The following is an 18,649-nucleotide window of genomic DNA, read 5'->3' on the forward strand; positions in this document are numbered from 1 at the left end:
CATTAACATCTGAAGATTCCCCTGATAATAAGGTCAAAGTTCACATTGAGAGCATACGTTTTGTGAAGACATAATATCACAAAAAATGATCATCGCGTTCAGTTATACTTGACTTTGGAAAAGGCTCTTATTTCATGAGGGATGGGGGTGTCATCAGAAGTTGTTTATCTCTGAGTTAATTGTTTTGTATTAAAAATTCAAGGAAGCACCTTATGTGCCCAATAATTATGCTCTTTTTGACATTAAAATTATTAGTGGGCGTATATCGTTTTATGAAATAGAGACTATAATTTTACGTTCTCCTTGATAAGAATTTCTGCCATGAGATGCTAGCATATTATCTAAAAAGAGAACATCTCCTTTTTCCCAAGGGAACATTACAGTTGCTTTTTTATAAGCACTTTTTAGTTCTTCAATTTCTTCTTTAGAAATTTCAGTTCCATCTCCAAAAAAAGTATTGTTTGGAAGTTCTTTATCTGATGTTACAGAATCTAAAATATCATTATTAAGCATGTATTTATTAAAAAACAACCCATGATTAAACCAAACTAACTCTTTGGTTATTGGATGTTTCCATATCGCTTTTTTGGTCCAAGTCAGTACTAACTGATCATCACTTACCCAAGTATAGTCCATTCCGTTTTCAAGACACTCAGTCTCAACTGTTTTTTTATCTGATGTTTGAAAGACCTCTTGCCAATTTAATCCCAAAACTCCACTCAGGTTTCTTCGATACTGCACCCCTTTATTCAAAAACTTATTCCTTAATGTATCGCTTAAATTCTGAAGTATCAATCTGTTATCTGCTATGGGTGTTTCACCTTTTACAGTAGCGGGTGTAATACAACAAAAAACAATTCGTGCTGGATGGTTAGGTGCATAAGAACTCTCACTATGCATATTAATTACCTGATCCTCTGGATATGTTGTAGATACGTATACGTTATTTGATAATTCAAAACGCGGAGATGATCTAAAAGAATAGTCTAGTAAGTCATTTGGAAACTTATTCATTAAGGTTTCAAATTTATCTACGGTATCTATTCCAAAACCCCTGCATAATATTCCTCCATACTTTCTTAAATTATCTTCAAATTGAGTCCTATTATCAATCATCCAGCTATTTATATCAAAATCACTATGCACTGGTTGCATAACCATTGGTAATTTGATAGGATTTTCAAAGAAAGAAGTTTTAATCCCTTCATCATCTGTTATCTTCTTAGTTGTCATTGTTTTAAGAAGGCTTAATCTATTTTTCATACCATGTTAGTTTTAATAGTTTTTAACTTGTGAAGATTTTTCTTCTTGAAGTTTTGAATTTCTTCTACTTGATAGTGTACATCCTTTATTTTTGCTTCTTGATGTATTAAGAGTTTTTGAAGAAGATTTTTAAAATCGCGCATCAATTTTTCAATAATAGACCGATCGTATAAATCACTATCGTAGTTGATATCAAAATAGATATTATTGCCTCTTTCTGTAAAATTAATGAGTACATCTAGTTTTGATTTCATCTCACCCATATCAAATATTTCATCTACTTCTTGTATTTCTGATACAGAAACATTGTCTATGATATTATGAAATGATAACATCACATCATAAATAGGGTTCCTACCTAAATGTCTATTGGCATTTATATCTTCTACAAGCTTATCAAAAGGATACGTTTGATGATTATAACTTTGGAGTGTTGTGTCCTTAATTTCTTTATAGGTTTTCACGAAAGTGTCCTCAGGGTCTATTTGATTTCTTAACGCCAACGTATTCATATAAAATCCTATTTGATTTTTCAAGTCTGCGTGCTCTCTTCCTGCGATTGGAGTTCCTATTACAAAATCATTTTGCCTTGTATATTTATAAAATAAAATGTTCCATACAGTAAGCACTCCCATAAATAAGCTTCCTCCATGTTCATTACAAAACGCTTTGAGTTTTCTGGTATCTTTCAAAGAAATATAGGTTCCTAAAGTATATCCGTTAAAATTCTTGGTACTAGATCGCTCCTTTTGTCCTGGGATATTTAATAAAGGAAGTACCCCAGAAAATGTATTTGTCCAATATTCTTTATGCTTTTGATACTCTTCTTTAGAAGCTTGTTCATTCTCCCAATACGCATAATCTTTATATTGAATTTTTAATTCAGGGAGTACTGGTACTGTATTATTTTGGAAAGCTTCATAATATGTCAAAACATCTTTTATTAATACTTCGGTAGACCACCCATCTCCAATAATATGATGTATATTATAATAAAGCACTTGCTTATCATCAGAGAGGTTGAGAAGTGCTATTCGTAATAAAGGTCCTTTTTCTAAATCAAAGGCCGTTTGCATATCACGATCTACATATTCTTCTAGCTTTTGGTTTTGATTTTCATCATTACTATAATCTTGATAATCAAATGTAAAATCAAAATCTTCTTTTGAAAGCACCCATTGTCTTAAATTACCTTTACCATCTAATTTAAAAACAGTCCTAAGGATTTCATGTCTTTCAATAGTAGCTAGAATTGCTTTTTTAAGGGCATCTAAATCTTGGGTTCCATTAAGCTCTATTTGAGAGGGCATATTATATGCGCTAGAGGCTCCTTCTAATTGGCTTATAATCCATAAACGCTTCTGACCATGAGATACAGGATAACTTTCTGCTTCTTCTATTTTTTGGATTTCTGTAAAGACATTTACTTCAGAAGTTTCAATTAAAATTGCGTGTGATCTCAAAGTAGTATTTCTGAAAAAATCTTGAAACTCAATCTTCACGTTGAACATCGTATGATATTCATTTTTTAAACGCATAAGTTTTAAGCTGTGCCCTCCTAAATCAAAGAAATTATCAAGAGCACTTACCTCATCAACTTGTAGAATCGTTTTCCAAATAGTAACCAATTTTTCTTCTACTTCATTTTCTGGAGCTACATAATGTTTGTCTTGTGTTCTATACTGGTCAGGATCTGGAAGTGATTTTTTATCTATTTTCCCATTCTTTGTCAGCGGAAATATATCCATTTGTACAAAGACTGAAGGCAACATGTATTTTGGCAATTTATTTAGTATTGTAGTTTCTAATACTGATTTTTCAATTTCTTGATTTGCAATATAATAAAGTGTTATTCTTTGTTTATCAGTATCGGCAATCGCTTTTGTATTTTTTACTTCTGGCAGTACAGATATGACATTTTCTATGGCATCTAACTCTATTCTATGTCCAAGAATTTTTACTTGATTATCATTTCTACCTATAAACTCTAAAGTGCCATTGGGCATAAACTTCCCTAAATCGCCTGTTTTATAAATTCTCTTTTTTGAAGTGATTCCTTTTATAGGACCTTTTAGGAAGGCTTTTTCTGTTTTTTCTTTATCATTTAGATATCCTCTTCCAACGCAAGGACTTGCTAGTAATATCTCTCCTTGAACTCCTACAGGAACTTTTCTCATATTCTCATCTACTATATGAACTTCAAAGTTTTGAATAGGATATCTCATCACAGGAACCGAATAACTTTCTGGCACTTCTGTCATAATGTAATGAGACATATCATCAGAGACTTCTGTTGCTCCATACGTATTCACAATAGGGATACTTGGATATAAAGACAGCCATCTATTTACCATAGATTTTGTAAGCGTTTCTGCATTTAAAATGACAGATTCTAAGTTTAAGCTATCTATTTCGTTTTTGTCTTCTATATGTAATAATAACTCAAGTAAATAGGAGGGTACTAACTCTAATACAGTAATTTGATCTTCGACAATTCGAGTAAAAAAGCTTTTTACATCTACAATCGTTTCTGTATCATAAATAACACACTTGCCTCCTGTTACCAATGAAGAGAACATTTGCCAAACAGAAATATCAAACGTATGCGGAGCATTTTGAGCGACAATACTATCACTATCTATAGACAACTCTTTTATTTTTGCACCTATATGATTTGTCATCCCTAAATGTTCAATCATGACTCCTTTTGGCTTTCCAGTAGACCCACTCGTGTAAATTACATAGGCAAGGTCATTGTCATGAATTGTTTTTTCAAGAGAAGTATCTAGTTGTTTTTCTAAATCATTCTGAATTTTTGTGAGATCAATAATTGGCACTTTTACATCTAATCTAGAAAGTTGTTCTAGTACTGAGGCATCATCTATTATAAGTGCCTTTAAGTTTGCATTTTCAATGATCTGTAACACATTATCATCTGGTAAATTTGTTCCGATAGGCACATACGCACTTCCTGCTTTCCAGGTACCTAAAATTGATTTTACCATATTGATAGATCGTGATAACATCACTCCAAAAAGATCATCTTTTTGAGCTAGGTAGTTTGTTACGATATATCTAGAAAACTGATTAGATTGTTTATATAAGTTCTCATAAGTAATGTATTGATCTTGATTCTGAATGGCTATCGCTCCTTTGTTATTTTCACATTGAATATTGATTAACGTTACAATATTCTTATCTAAAGAGAAGTATGACCTTGGTGTATTAATTTCTTCTAGAATATCTTTTTCCTTTTGAGAGCTGTAATCCAATTCTAGGATAGGTGTATACGTTTTTTCTAGAACTTGATCTATAACTGTTTTTACGTTTTCACTAAATAATTTTAGCAGTTTTGTATTGTAAAGTTCTCCTTTAAAGTTGATTTCTAAATAAGGTTTTGCTTCTTTCAATTCAAACCTGAACATGGTTTTTACCAAATCTCCAAATTCTTCATTTTCTGTTTGTTCTATAACAACCCCGAATTGTGTCGCTTTATCTAAAATCCCTTTCTCTTTAAAATTGCGTTGCGCTTCGTCAAATGCCATTGTATATTGAATAGCTTCTAAAAGTGATTCTTTTAATGAAGAAAACAATTTCTTAAAATTACTGTCCAGCTTTATTTTTGGCTTAAGAAAAAATACTTCTTCTTTTTCTCTAGCGTGACTAAACTGATTAAGCGGCGATAAGAATAAAAAGTTTTCTTCATAATGAGATAACAAAATACTTAATGCGCTTACATAGAAATTATAAATTAACACATCAGATCCATTACATAGGTCATTAATCACCTGTACTTTTTCTGGATTTAAGTATGTTATTTCAGTCGTATTAGCGTTTGTGCTTTTTTGATTTTTTCCACCAAAAAACGATGCTTCATTAACGTCTATAGTCTCTTTTAGATGTTTACTCCAGAACTCTTCTGTTCTTGCTTTTTGTAATATTATATTTTTATTCATCGTAGTACGGTCTCATTTTTTAATTCCACAGTTACTTCTTCAATACATTCTTTTATTGCATGTACGATCTCATCTAGTTGTTCTTCATTAATGGTTAATGGAGGGGTAATTAGGATATGGTCTCCTGCCACTCCATCTACAGAGCCTTTACCAGGATATAGCACAACTCCTTTTTGAATTGATTTTTCTCCAATTTTTTTAGAGATTCCTAATTCTGGCGGGAATGGTGATTTGGTTACTTTGTCTTGAACGAGTTCTATACCGCATTGTAATCCTACGCCTCTAATGTCTCCAACCATATCATACTGACGTAGTACTTCTAATTTTTTAAGAAATAATGCGCCCATATCTTTTGATCTTCTTACAAGCTGCTCATTCTCAATGATGTCTAACACTGCTGTTCCTACAGCTGCTCCTACTGGATTACACGAGAATGTATGCCCTCCAAGAAATGCTGTTTTTGAATCTTCTAATGGCTGTATTACTTTTTTTGAAGCAATGACAGCCGACAGTGGATAATAGCCTCCACTAATTCCTTTTCCTGCTGCTATGATATCTGGGGTTACTCCATAATTATTAATCCCAAAGTTTTCTCCTGTTCTTCCAAATCCAGAAAGAATCTCATCCGAAATAAATAAAATTCCATATTTCTGACAGATTTCATACATGCCTCTAAAGTAATTTTTAGGAGGAGGCACAGCTCCCATAGCCGCTGCAATGACAGGCTCTGCTATAAAGGTAGCTACTGTTTCTGGACCAGTTTCCAGTATAGTTGCTTCAAATTCTTGAAGTAAGCTCTGGACATATTCTTGCTCAGAAAATTGTGATGGTCTTCTATAATTATATGCGGGAGATATGTGTGGGAAATTGTTAAGCCATTTGGTGTATAATTGTCTTCTAGCCTTCATTCCTCCAATATCGAGCATAAAGACAGAATTCCCATGATAGGTATTCCAGCGAGATATAATTTTGTACCTGCTATTTTCTCCTCGTACTTGGTGGTATTGCAATGCCAATTTTACTGCATTTTCTACTGCTTCTGTCCCACTCATCACTGTCCAAGATTTTACAAATCCTTCAGGAGCAAAGTTGGCTAATCTTTGTAAGTAGTTCTCTACGATATCTGAGTTAAAAGCGTGTGTTGGTAATACTGCGATTTTTGAAACTTGCTGACTTATTACATCTGCAATTTCTTGTCTCCCATGTCCCAAATTTGACACTGCTGAGGAACCTGAAGATCCGTCTAAGTATCTTCTTCCTCGTTCATCATAGAGATAAACTCCTTTTCCGTATTGAATTTTAGCGTATTGCTTATTCATATCTGGACAAACTGCCATCGAATGTATTAGTGGTTTAATCATGGTGAACTTTTTTTTAGGTTATAAAATGTGTTGATATTGTAATTATTTCTGAATTTTGTATGCTCTTTTTTATTAAAAACAGCATTGATATTTTCTTTGCGTTAGGGATAGAAGTGGCATCCTTTTTTATGGTATCGTCTCGAGTGAGTACCCACGATAACATAAAAAAGATATAACGGATAGCCCGCCCGAACGCCCAAAAAATATATTTGCTTTTAGAAGTTTTCTTCTAATGAGAATGCTAATTTGTCTTGAAGTGTTTTTTGTACTTCTTCATTAGCATCAAAACTTAAGTCATTTAGGAATTTTAACTCAAGGGTATCTGAATAGTCTACAAGTTGCTCAGATATTACTTCTAATCTGTTTATGAAAAGTGTTATCTGTATCTCATCAAATAATGAGGTATTGTATGTGACTATGCAATCTATGGTTGATCCATCGTCTACAAACTCTAATGACATATCATAAGGGTTTATAGTACTTGATGTTTTTGACAACATACCATCTTCCTTATAGTAGTCTACTAGAATATTGAAAAGTCCTGAATAGTTTGTATTTGTATTAAGCCCTAATTGATTCATCAATACTGATAATGGATATGTTGCGTTATCTTTTACATCATTATAATGATTTCTAAAAGCCTCATACAGATCATCTAGTGTAGATTCTTCATTGATATTTGTCACTACAGGTAACTGATGCACGTATTGTTTTTCTTGTATTGCATCCTCTACTGCAAAGGATGATCCTACCATTATATTATTAGTATTTAGGTATTTATGAATCATCATATTGACAAGAAATAAGCAAGTAGTTTCCATACTTCCTTTTTGATATGCCGATATTTTTTCAAATCCGTTTTTGAATTTTTCTCCCAACTCAACTTTCACACTATTTGATACATAGGTGTGATTTTTTGTTTTCTTTTTCTGAAAAGGAAATTGTACTGGAATTATTTCATTTTTAAAAATGCTTTTCCAAAATTGAATTTGATGATCTGCTACCAAAAATTGATCTCTGTACACAATTTTTAATGGAGACATATTGGCTGTATCTTGTATATATGTATTGTGATAATCAAGAATTTCTTGTAATAAAATTTCTTTATAAATTTTATTATTTTGATCGTCTACAATTTCTTGATATGCTATAGGAATACACGTATTCAATGGGTTGTTTGTATGATACACAAACTGATGAAACATCGCTTTAAAATGTTCTAAAAGGATATTCATGAAGGTAGTATCCAACTTGCATTCGTCATACCTAAACACGATATTAATGCTCTTTGCTCCAGGTACAATCAGTAAATTAAAATCATAATTTGTTTGTTCAAATACTTCTTGTCCTTCTAGAGAGAGGTTCCAATCTGAACTTGCGTTGGATTGTAAATCTGATTGTATTGCTTCTTGTATTGGATAGTTTTCAAATACAACAATATGATTCATCAAATCCATTCCTAACGGACTTTGAGCTTGCACATCTGATAAATTAAGGTAATGATGTGGTTTGCTCGTAATCGAGGTGGCATGAAGGTTTTTTAATACATCTAGTGGTGTTTCTGTTTGTTGATATTGTACCCTTACAGGAATGGTATTTATAAATAATCCTACCATTTGTTCTACCCCAGATAATTCTCCTGGTCTTCCAGATACTACACTCCCAAAAATAACATCATTGGTGTTATTATAATGCCCGAGTAAGCATCCCCAAATTCCTTGTATGCATGTATTTTGAGTGATGGATTGTTTGTTACATAAATCTATAAAGTCTTTATGTGCTTCTCCACCTATAGTCAAGATCTTATCTACATGGTTTGTAGCAATAATATCACCTTGTGATGTATTTAGAAAAGGAATCTCAACCGCTTTGTTATATGACGATAAATATTCTTTCCAGTATGATAAAGATGTTTTAATATCTACTTTATCTAACCATTTAATATAATTAGAATACAATAAAGGTTTAGGAAGTGTGAGTGTTTCATTATTGTGTAATGATCGTAAAATTTGATCAAAATCATTAAGCAAAATACTAATACACCATCCATCCATGAGTATATGATGGAAACTCCATACAAACTCATAACTATCATTTCCTAAGTCTAATACAATAAGTCGTACTTGTGATTTTCCATTAGGGTCAAATCCTTGAATTCTATCTCGATCTTTAATCGCTTGTACTTCTTCTAATCCTGTTTCTTCTTCTATCACATGGTATGCAAAATCTTCTTTTACATCTTCATATACAATCTGTAGCGGTTCTACACCGTAATCACTTGTAAATCTTGTACGTAGTACTGGATATCTTTGAACTAATTGTCTAAATGCAGATTGCACATAATCTATAGTTAAACGTTGCCCTCCTAATTTATACGAAAGTTGTTCAAAATACAGTGTGGATGCTTTACTAGACACCCAGTGGTAATAAATACCTTGCTGTAGTGGTGATAGTTTATACACATCTTCTATAGGTGCTACTGTATTAATCTCACTCAATTGATCTATAGACAATCCTTTATACGTAAGATCTGACGGTGTTAATGTACTCTCTTTTGCCGCTTTTAAGTTCTTAACCAGTTCCTTTAAGTTATTTTCATACGATTGTAATAGCGTATTAATTGTTTCTTCCTCATATTGAGAACTAGCATATTTAATAGCTATTCTAAGCGCTCCAGATACTATAATTCCTGATACTTGGATAGGTGTTGTAGATGGCTCATTAGCATCCATCTCTTCTCCAATGTACTCACCACTATATTCAAAGATCTCTTCTTCTCCTTCTTCTGTATCTAGCTCTTCTCCAAAAATCCCTAAGTAATTAAATAATATGGTTGTTGTTATTTTTGATAACTCTTCTGAAGAGAGGTATTTAAAAATTCCATATCCTATTCCTTTATTTGGTACTTTACGTAAAGACTCTTTTACTTTGATTAAGTTTTCTTCTTTGTTTTGATCCTTAGATACTTCTAAAAGAAATGGATACATGGTTGTAAACCAGCCAACTGTTCGGCTTAAATCTACATTCTCATTTAACTCTTCTCTTCCATGTCCTTCTAGACAAAGCATGCTTTTTTCTATTCCAAATACTTCTTGTATCGCTAAACCTAAACCAGTTAACAAAACATCATTCATTTCTGTATTGTATGCCTTATGAGCAACAGTTCTTAATTGTGATGTAGTTTCTTGATCTAAAGCAAACACAACATCTTTATCTAATTTTAGATGTTTTGTATCTGACTCTTTATCAACTGGAAAGCTAGGTAACGTTTCTAAACCAATATTTTTCCAGTAAGCTAACTCTTCTAATTGTGCTGCTTCATTTGCATATTGATATTGAGTTGATGACCAATTCTGGAAGGAGTCTGTTTTTAATGGCAACTGTACTTTTTGATTTGAAATAGCACCTTTATAAAGTGTCATTAAATCTTCTAAAAGAATACGCCAAGAAACGCCGTCTATCACTAAGTGATGTATTATTAATGCTAATCGATCTCCATCTGACAAGCGAAAATGCCCTACCTTAAATAATGGTCCTTGTGATATATCAATACTAGATTGTAATACATCACTTACTTCTGCCATTACTTTTAATTCATCTTCTTCTGATGTAAGGTCATAAAATGAGATTTCAAAGTGTGTTCCTGAAATCCCTTCATTCGTCTGTACCCATCCGTCTGAAGATTTTTTATACCTCATCCTTAAAGCATCATGATGAACTACAAGTGCTTGAATACTATCTTTTAGTTTTTCTTCATCTATTGGCATCGCACTTTTAAGTGCTACTCCTTGATTAAAATGATTTGTATTAGCAACTTCAGAATCTTTAAAGAAGTAGTGTTGTATTGGGGTTAATCCAACGTTTCCTGAAACTACAGATTGATCTTTTTGAACTACGTTTTCTTTCATATACTTTGCTAGCTCCTCTAGTACAGGAGTTTGCAAAATGTGTTCTACTCGTAATCTGTATCCTTCTTGTTTAAGACGTGAAACAACTTGTATAGAGTTTATAGAGTCTCCTCCTAAGCTATAGAAATTATCTCTAATACTAATATTTTGTCCCTTGAGTACTTTCTCTAGAATAGCTACCAGCACTTTTTCTTCTTCCGTTTTTGGAGCAATATATTCTTCTCTTAAAATATCATCCTCCCCAACATCAGGCAATTTACTTTTATCAACTTTTCCGTTAGCATTTAATGGAAAAGTATCCATCACAACATAGTAACTAGGTACCATATATGCTGGTAATTGTACTTTTAAAGCATCTTGCAACACTTTTTTATCTAGTGTTGAAGAAGGTACAATATAAGCTACGATTGATTTTTCTTGTGAATGCTGTGTGGTTGTTACAACAACAGATTCTACATCTGAGTTTGATACGATGGCTTGTTCTATTTCGCCTAATTCTATTCTAAAGCCACGTATCTTTACTTGATCGTCTACTCTACCCATAAAATCTATAGTTCCGTCAGGTCTCCATCTACCTAAATCTCCAGTTTTGTAGATGTTTCCGCTTTCGCGAAAGCGGTCTCTGACAAACTTTTCTTGTGTTAATTCTGGCTGATTTAAATACCCTCTTGCAACTCCGTCTCCTCCTAAGTAAATCTCTCCTACTACTCCCATTGGAGTTAAATCTCCTTCAGGATTTAGTATGTATACAGTACTGTTACTGATAGGGGATCCTATAGGAATGTCTCCCGAAACTTCATCAATAGCATGGGTAATTGAAAAAGTAGTATTCTCTGTAGGCCCATAACAGTTAATGAGTTTTAAATCTGGATAGTACGTTCTTAGTTTTTTAACGTGTACTGGTGATAGTTTATCACCACCTAATAATATTGTTGTTAATCCATTAAACACATTGATGTTTGTATCTACCAATTGATTAAGCCATCCTGTAGTAAACCACATCACATCTGCATCTCGGTTTTTAATTTCGTTAGACAGGCTATCAATATCTAAAAGTGTATTTTGAGAACACATGACTAATTGGGCTCCGTTTAATAAGGTTCCCCAATATTCAAATGTTGTTGCATCAAATGAAACAGCTCCTGTACTTACTAATACATTTGATGGTGAAAGCTGAAAGTACGCACTCGATTTTACTAAACGTACCACGTTTCTGTGTTCTACCATCACTCCTTTAGGTTTGCCTGTAGATCCAGATGTATACATCACATACGCTAGACTATTTGCTTGCGTAGTGATGGCAGGCACCTCTGATGAAAATTGAGATTTTCTCTCTTCAAATGTATTTATGAACGACTCATTTATTGTCACTTTACATTTACAATCTTCTTCTATATCATCAATACGAACTTGCGGATAATTAGGGTCAATAGGTACATAAACACCTCCTGATTTTAAAATTCCAAGTATTGAGACAAGAATCCAATTACTGCGTTCTAATTTAATGCCAACAAAATCTTCATTTTTTACATGATGATCTAACACTAAACATTGAGCCAGTTTATCTGAGAGATTATCCAGCTCACTATATGTAAGCTTTTCATCTTCAAAAACAACAGCAACTTTATCTGGTGTTTTAGATACTTGTTCCTTAAATAAAGTAACAAGTGTTTCATCTCTAGGGTATGCTACTTCTGTTGCATTAAAATCATAAAGAAGTTTTTGTTTTTCAGAAGGTAAAAGACAATCTACATCTCCTATTTTCTCATTAGGCGATTGTACTAAATTACTAGTCAATTGTTTGAAATGATGTATTAAATTTTTAATCATTTCTTCTTCATACAAGCTTGTATTATATATCACATCAAAGATTAGGTGCTTTCCTATTTCTTGAAAGTTTAATGTGATATCAAACTTACTCACTGTATTTCCTAGATCTAGGATTGTATTCTCATCTTCTTCTGTAACTACAATATTTGTGATTTTTTCTCCTACATTTTGTAATGCAAGCATGATATCAAAAATAGCATTGGCTCCTTTTTCTCTTTTTATATCTAAATCTTCTACTACACAATCAAAAGGATATGACTGGTGTGAGAATGCAGACATTGTAGTTTGCTTTACTTCATTATAAAATGTTGTAAAACTCTGTTCTGTGTTGATCTGATTTCTTAATGCCACTGTATTTACATAAAAACCTATTTGATTTTCTAAATCTGCATGCCCTCTTCCGGCTACAGGGCTTCCAATAATAATATCTTTACTCGTTGTATATTTATTAAATAATACATTCCAAGCTGCCAATAATCCCATAAAAAGACTTCCACCTTGATCTTGACTCAAGTTCTTTAGTCCTGAAGTAGTTTCTTGAGAAATATATGTTCTCAATCCTTTTCCTTCATAGGTATTTACAGAGGGTCTTGCTCCTTTTTTAGGTAATTCTAAAATTGGTAAGTCTCCTTTTAAGCTTTCTGTCCAGAACGTTTTATGGTCTTGATATTCTTTTGTCTCTATTTGAGATAATTGCCAAGTAGCATACTCTTTATACTGGATTCTTAATTCAGGTAATTCTGGTGCTAGTCCTTCCATATATGCTTTATAACAAATATGAACATCCCTTGACAATACATCCATTGACCATCCATCACTTATAATATGATGGGTGTTATAATAAAACACATACTGCTCATCGGATAGCTGTAATAAACTAGCTCTCAATAATGGCCCATTTGCTAAATCAAATGCTGTATTTGCATCTGACGCTATGTATGCTTTTGCCATAGCTTCAGGATTTTCTTCTGATTTAAAATCTTGATAATCGATCGCAAACCCTAGCGCATCTTTTGATAAAATATGCTGTCTAACTTCTCCTGAATCTTCCTCTCTAAATACAGTTCTTAAAATCTCATGACGCTCTATAACCGTATCGATTGCTTTTGCAAATCGAGTGATATTATACTCCCCTTGTAATATAGTAGAGAACGGAATATTATATGCAATAGATCCTTTTTCTACTTGACTTAAGATCCATAAACGTTTTTGAGCATTAGAAATAGGATAGCTATCTTGTTCTTCTATTTTTTGAATCTGAACAAACTGTATTTTTGCTGCTTTCTGTATGTATGAAGCTTGGTTTGCTACTGTTGGATTTTCAAAAATATTTTTTAATTTAATTTCGACATTAAATACTTTTTGATATTCGTTTATAAGCGATATTGCTTTAAGACTCTGACCTCCAAGCAGGAAAAATTCATCATGAATACTGATGCTATCTAGATGGAGTATTTTTTTCCAGATAGCTACTATTTTTTCTTCTGTTTCGTTGGTAGGTGCTTCAAATGCAACTTGATCTGAAACCATATCTCCTGATAAAGCAAATAATTGTTTCTTATTTATTTTTCCATTAACGGTTAATGGGATCTCATCTATTTCTACATAGAGACTTGGTAACATATACTCAGGAAGCGTTCTTAATAAAAAGGCTCGTAATTCTGATACTTTTTGTTCTTTCTCGGTAACTACATAAGCAATCAATTCTTTATCGCCAGAGGGAGATTCTTTTGCTAATACAACAGCTTCTCTAATATCATCTTTAGACTCTAATTGATATTCTATTTCTCCTAACTCTATTCTATGACCTCTAATCTTTACTTGATCATCTTCTCTTCCTACAAATTCAATAATTCCTTCAGGTAACCATTTGCCAAAATCTCCAGTTTTATATAAGCGTTCTCCTTCTACAAACGGATTTGGAATAAATTTTTCTGCCGTTAAGTCTTCTCTATTTAAGTATCCAATAGCAAGCCCTTTTCCACCGATACATATTTCTCCGACAACACCTTTAGGTTGTAAGTTATTACACGGATCTAAAACATATAACTGAGCATTAGCAATAGGACCTCCTATTGGGATCGTAGTAGATGCCAATTGTGTTTCTTTAGTCATTTCATACGTAGAACCACAGATACTTACTTCTGTAGGACCATACGCGTTGATAAAAATACCTCCCTGATCTATAAAAGACATCACTTTGTCATATACGGCAGCCTCGCCAGCAGTAACCAACACCTTCATGTTTTTAAGGCTTTCTATATTGATGAGCTTAAGGTATGATGGTGGTAATGTAGCTACATCAATTTTATTATCTACAATATAGCTTTCTAATTGTTTTGGGTCATTCTTTTTATCATCGCTTACCACATAAAGTGTTGTACCTGATAAAAGTGTGATGAATATTTCTGAAACAGAGGCATCAAAAGAGAATGATGCAAATTGCAAACTTCTCTCACAGGCTCTCATATGAAATGCTTCTATCTGAGCCAGAATCGTATTTGTTATTGATTTATGTGGTATTAATACTCCTTTTGGATTTCCTGTAGAACCTGATGTATAAATTACATATGCTAAAGCTGATGGACTTACTTGATAATCAAGATTAGGATTGTATTCTGAAGCATCAAATTCTACATCTATTGCAAATAGAGTCTCTTCATAATAATCCATATCAAACATATAGTTTGTACTCGTAAGAAGTAATTTTATGTTAGCATCATTTATAATGTACTCTTTTCTACTCTCAGGATATTCTGGATCAATAGGGACATAAGCTCCTCCTGATTTAAGAATCCCCAATATCGAAAGTATAAATAGTTCGCTTCTATCTAAATGAATCCCTATAAGATCACCTTCTTGCACATTATATTCTACACGTAAACAGTTTGCTAATTGACTTGATAGGGTATCTAGCTCACTATATGTCAGTTCTTTCTCCTCATATACAAGTGCTACCGTATCTGGTGTATTTTGTACTTGTTCTTGAAAAAGGCTTAATAGCGTTGTATTTTCAGGATACTCAAGTGTATTTGTATTAAAATCACTAAGAAGTTCTTGCTTCTCTTCTGTACGTAAATAGTCTATCGTACTTATCGCCTTTTCAGGATTCATTAACATATTTGACAGCAATTGCTTAAAGTGACTCATCACGTTAGCAAGTGTTTCTGCATCATATACATCACTATTATAATTGATCCCAAAAGAGAGTACTTCTCCTATTTGACGAAAGTGAAATTCAACATCATTTTTACTCACTCCTACCGTTACTGGAGATACATTATCCATATCTTCCAAGGATGGTAATTGTACTCCTTCTCCATCAATAGGGTCATGAAGGGTAAGTGATATGTCAAAAATAGGAGTTCTACTCATGTCATACGGCACATCTAAATCTTCTACAAGACGATCAAATGGATACAATTTATGATCAAAACCATTTAGTACTGTTGTCTTTACATGTTGATATAATGAAACAAGACTATCTTCTGCATTTACTTCATTTCTAAATGCTAAACTATTTACATAAAAACCTATTTGATCCTGTAAATCCAAGTTATCTCTTCCCACCATAGGAGATCCAATAATGATATCTCCCTTTGCTGTATATCTATAAAAAAGTGCATTAAGAATGGTTAAAATACCTGTAAAAAGGCTTCCTTTTTGACCTTTCACAAAATCATTCAGTCCTTTTGTTAATTTAGGAGACACAAAAGTTTTGATAGTCTCTCCTCTATTCCCTTTAAATTTTGGACGTGATTTTTGCCCAGGTAAATCTATGACAGGCAACTCTCCTGAAAGTTTATCTAACCAATATGATTTATGTGTATCAAACAACTCTCCTTCTAATTGCTCAAGCTCCCACGAGGCATAATCTTTATATTGTATTCTCAAGTCCGTTAGATTGGGTTCTGCTTGTGTTATGTAAGCATCATAATAGGCCATAACATCTTTAGCTAAGACATTCATTGACCACCCATCACTGATAATATGGTGCATATTATAATAGAACACATATTGATCTTCTGATAGCTTATGAATACTTGCTCGGATTAAAGGACCATTTGCTAAATCAAAAACCTTATAAGAATCTTCTGCTACATAGTTCTTAGAGATTTCACTAGGACTTGAAGTGGTACTAAAATCTTTATAATCTATAGAAAATCCTAACGATTCTCTATCTAGAACCCATTGGGATACCTCTCCATTTGAATCTTCTCTAAATACAGTTCTTAGAATCTCATGACGATCAATAGTAGCTTCTATAGAGCGAGTAAAACAAGGAATATCATAGGTACCATCTAATACAATAGATACTGGTAGGTTATAAGCAATAGAGGACTCTTCCATCTGACTTACAACCCATAATCTTCTTTGAGAATTAGACAATGGATAATTCTTAGCTAAGGGAACGTTTGGAATTTCGGATACAACTTTTTTATTATCAATAGTTTTTAAGTATTGAATGATTCCTTCTTTGTTTGATTTAATAAGAAGTATTTGCTCCTTAGAAAGTTTATTATCGTAAGATATAACTTCTATATCGTCTCCGTTTAGCACAAGTTTTATTTGTTGCTGTCTGAGTGTCTTGAGTATGTCTTTTGCTGTTTTCATTACTGGTATATGCTTTAAACTTATTTCATAGGGTTACGAAACAAGTTTTAATTTTTAATATTCAATCGTTTTCTCTCCGAATAATCGTTCTGCATCTATTCCTCTTTTTTTACACTCTTCTACCAATTTATTGGACTCCACAATAGGTTTTGATTCATCTGTGTATTTTAAAGAACTTATAAATACTAGCCAGGGTTCTAATCCCATAGCATATACAAATACATTTTTAGGACTGAATATATCGACTAGTCGTTCTCCTTGCTTAAAGTCACTACCTGCTAGCCTACGTGACTGATCCATCTCTCGTGGCAACTTATCAAACATTAGTGGCCCGTATAACCAACTTAAGGGTGCTCCTTCACATTCCATTCCTAGAAAAAGTACATCTATATCACCTACAATAGCTTGAATTCTTTCATACACTTTAGGTTCTACATTACAAGAATCTGCAGCAAATAATACTTTCAATTTGTTATGTAACTCTACATGAAAACATAATTTTGATCTGATATCAATATCTGAGTGTTCTCCTATAAAAGGTAAGCCCGTAATGACACATCTATCTAACTCTATGGTTTCCATGTCATCCAATTCTATGACATTATGAAACCCTATTGCATTAAACATTAATTTAAGATTAGGGTCTTGTAGATTTCCCTTTCCTGAAGAAGGAACTACTATATTTTTTATGCTATGTCTTAATTGCAATAATGTCTCTAGAAGTACGTGATCTTGGTGATTATGAGTAATTAGCACATAATCTATCTCTTCTGGTAAATCGTTAATAGTATATCTATTTACATCTGTTTCATAACCATCATAACTAATCACTGGATCGACTAAAATTGAAATTTCATTGGTCTCTACCAATACGCAAGCATGCCCAAAGTATCTAGTTCTAATTCCTTCTCCTGTGTACTTCTTGTACTTTGGTGGAGCTTCTTCTGTAAAAAAGCTCTTGAAAAGTTCTTGTTGCTCGGGGCGGATTCCTAAATCCTTCATGATTTCCTGGTAACTCCCTGGAACCCTTTTCATTCTAAATAATTTATCGATTAGTTGATTTTTAAAATCAAGATCTAAGTGAATTAAATTAGCATCATTTAATCTTGGTGTACTTAACACAAATGATCGTGCATCGTCTGAGTCTACTAATTGTAATGATATAGATTGCGTTGACTCATCATAGAATTCGCTTTTGTACAATAATGATTCAAAAAATCTGAAGTTTGGTTTGTTATTGAGGTCATAGTATAACTCAACCATACCTTGTAAAATGTCAGGTACTTCTTTGTATAAAGGGTCTAAAGAATATCCTATTGCATTTTTCTGCAACATATCATTCAGATCATGGATTGCATTATACAATTCTAACATATTCTCTCTTTTGGAAAGTGTATTTTCAAATAACTCCTTTATCTCTTCTACTCTTCCTCCTTCATAATCTATAAAAGGTCCTCCTATCATTTCTGGTCTTTTAACCGCAGCGGCGTGCGTCTTAGGGTTTTTAATATAAGACTGCATGATCTTAAGGTGTCGCTCTTTTATATTCATTGCTGCTGTAGCAGGAGACACGAGATGTGACCAGGCATACCATCTATCAATTAAAGCTTCTATAGCTACATTTAGTTTTAGATAATAGTTTTTGTTGTCTTGTTTCATTGGAAAAATTATTTTAAAGTGATTATATGTTATTTTAAAAATTAGTAAGCACTAGAAC

Annotated in this window: 5 protein-coding genes; all 5 read right to left on the reverse strand. The window is 32.9% G+C overall.

Going from position 1 to position 18,649, the window contains the following annotated elements:
* Window positions 1-270 precede the first annotated feature (270 nt).
* The 5 genes from ACFO3O_RS13740 to ACFO3O_RS13760 all read right to left on the reverse strand — a co-directional run bounded on the left by ACFO3O_RS13740 (window position 271) and on the right by ACFO3O_RS13760 (window position 18,591).
* Window positions 271-1,263 carry a TauD/TfdA family dioxygenase gene (locus ACFO3O_RS13740; RefSeq protein WP_379979757.1) on the reverse strand — a complete coding sequence of 331 codons (993 nt, stop codon included), beginning with the start codon at window positions 1,261-1,263 and terminating at the stop codon, window positions 271-273.
* The gene (locus ACFO3O_RS13745; protein WP_379979759.1) at window positions 1,260-5,219 is read right to left on the reverse strand and encodes an amino acid adenylation domain-containing protein; all 3,960 of its coding nucleotides are present in this window, start codon (window positions 5,217-5,219) and stop codon (window positions 1,260-1,262) included. The genes ACFO3O_RS13740 and ACFO3O_RS13745 overlap by 4 nt, the downstream gene beginning before the upstream one ends.
* Window positions 5,216-6,580: an aminotransferase family protein gene (locus ACFO3O_RS13750; protein ID WP_379979761.1), complete on the reverse strand. Its 1,365-nt coding sequence runs from the start codon at window positions 6,578-6,580 to the stop codon at window positions 5,216-5,218. Before ACFO3O_RS13750 ends, ACFO3O_RS13745 begins: the two co-directional genes overlap by 4 nt.
* 215 nt (window positions 6,581-6,795) lie before the next feature.
* Window positions 6,796-16,932 carry an amino acid adenylation domain-containing protein gene (locus ACFO3O_RS13755; protein WP_379979763.1) on the reverse strand — a complete coding sequence of 3,379 codons (10,137 nt, stop codon included), beginning with the start codon at window positions 16,930-16,932 and terminating at the stop codon, window positions 6,796-6,798.
* Between the two features lie 54 nt (window positions 16,933-16,986).
* Complete coding sequence (locus tag ACFO3O_RS13760) at window positions 16,987-18,591, reverse strand: MBL fold metallo-hydrolase (RefSeq protein WP_379979765.1); 1,605 nt, start codon at window positions 18,589-18,591, stop codon at window positions 16,987-16,989.
* Window positions 18,592-18,649 lie beyond the last annotated feature (58 nt).

The sequence above is a fragment of the Dokdonia ponticola genome, from assembly GCF_042653865.1.
GTDB classification, from domain to species: domain Bacteria; phylum Bacteroidota; class Bacteroidia; order Flavobacteriales; family Flavobacteriaceae; genus Dokdonia; species Dokdonia ponticola.

Bases quoted from the DNA above. Each gene is read 5' to 3' on its own strand.
- ACFO3O_RS13760 (WP_379979765.1), bottom strand. From the start codon at position 18,591: ATGAAACAAGACAACAAAAACTATTATCTAAAACTAAATGTAGCTATA.
- ACFO3O_RS13745 (WP_379979759.1), bottom strand. From the start codon at position 5,219: ATGAATAAAAATATAATATTACAAAAAGCAAGAACAGAAGAGTTCTGG.
- ACFO3O_RS13740 (WP_379979757.1), bottom strand. From the start codon at position 1,263: ATGAAAAATAGATTAAGCCTTCTTAAAACAATGACAACTAAGAAGATA.
- ACFO3O_RS13755 (WP_379979763.1), bottom strand. From the start codon at position 16,932: ATGAAAACAGCAAAAGACATACTCAAGACACTCAGACAGCAACAAATA.
- ACFO3O_RS13750 (WP_379979761.1), bottom strand. From the start codon at position 6,580: ATGATTAAACCACTAATACATTCGATGGCAGTTTGTCCAGATATGAAT.